Origin of the sequence: Kitasatospora putterlickiae, from assembly GCF_039527695.1 — a bacterium.
Taxonomy (GTDB): domain Bacteria; phylum Actinomycetota; class Actinomycetes; order Streptomycetales; family Streptomycetaceae; genus Kitasatospora; species Kitasatospora putterlickiae.
The window spans coordinates 1,141-2,461 of the sequence record NZ_BAAAKJ010000506.1; the positions used below are offsets into that span (position 1 = coordinate 1,141).

Annotated in this window: 1 protein-coding gene; it reads left to right on the plus strand. The window is 76.6% G+C overall.

The window, feature by feature from the left end; genetic code table 11:
* The coding region (locus tag ABD308_RS38090) for a N,N-dimethylformamidase beta subunit family domain-containing protein (protein ID WP_344345452.1) at positions 1-1,321 on the plus strand (1,321 nt) is incomplete at both ends.

The window sequence follows — 1,321 nt, forward strand, 5'->3', positions numbered from 1 at the left end:
GCTGGGAGGAGCCGCTGCTGCGCTGGCTGCCCCGGGCCGGTTACCCCGTCGAGTACTGCTCGGGCCTCGATCTCGACGACCGTTCCTTCGCCGAAACCCTCGCCCGCTACCGGCTGCTGGTGGTCAACGGGCACGACGAGTACTGGTCCGCCGGCATGCGCGACGGCGTCGAGGAGTTCGCCCGCCGGGGCGGCAACCTGGCCTTCTTCGCGGCCAACACGGCGTGGTGGCAGATCCGGATCGAGGACGAGCCCGAGGGCGGCCGCTCGATGGTCTGCCACCGCGACGCCGCCGCCGATCCGGTCACCGCCACCGACCCGCGCCGGACCACGGTCGAGTGGTCCAGCTCCCCGGTGGACCGGCCCGAGAACGCCATGACCGGCGTCAGCTTCCGCCACGGCGCCGGCGCCTGGGGCGACGGCATGGCCGTCATCGGCCGCGAGTCCTACACCGTCCGGTTCGCCGACCACTGGGTCTTCGAGGGCACCGGACTCGCCGACGGCGACGCGTTCGCGCGGGGCTCGCTCGGCTACGAGACCGACGCCGCCGAACTCGACTGGTCCGCCGGCGTGCCCCGCGCGACCGGGAGGGACGGCACACCGCGCTCCTTCGCCGTGCTCGCCACCGCCGACCTGCGGCACTGGCGGCGCTACGGGCAGGGCGGCTGGGCGACCATGGGCGTCTTCCGGCTCGGCGCCGGCACCGTCTTCAACGCGGCCACCATCAACTGGGGGCGGGCACTGGGCGACCCGGTCGTCGACCGGATCACCCGCAACGTGCTGGACCGTCTCGGCGGCGCCGCACCGGCGCCGCGCTGGCACACCGTCGGCCGGGCGGACGGCGTGCGGGCGCTCGCCGCCTGCGAGGGACTGCTGTTCGCGGTGGCCGCCGACGGCACCACCCTGCTGCACCGGGAACCGTCGGACCAGAACCTCCCGTGGACGCCGTGCCCGCCGGCCCCCGGCCCGTCCCCGCGGATCCGCTGCCTCACCGCCCCGCGCGAGGCCGCCGGGCCGATCCCGCTCGCCCTGCTCGCCGTCACCGAGGACGACCGCCTCCTCGTCCGCGACCCCGTCCCAGGCCCGGCCCCCTGGACCCCCGCCGGCCACACTCCGCCCGGCACGGCCGCCCTGGCGATGTGCGACGGCACCCTCTTCGCGATCACCCCGCACGACGACACCCTGCACCACCGCCCCGCCACCGACCCGGACGCCCCCTGGCGCCCCCTCTGCCCCGCGGCCGGCGCCACCACCCTCACCGTCCTCACCGGCCGCCTCCACGCCACCACCCCCACCGGCCTCACCACCCGCCCCCCGACCAC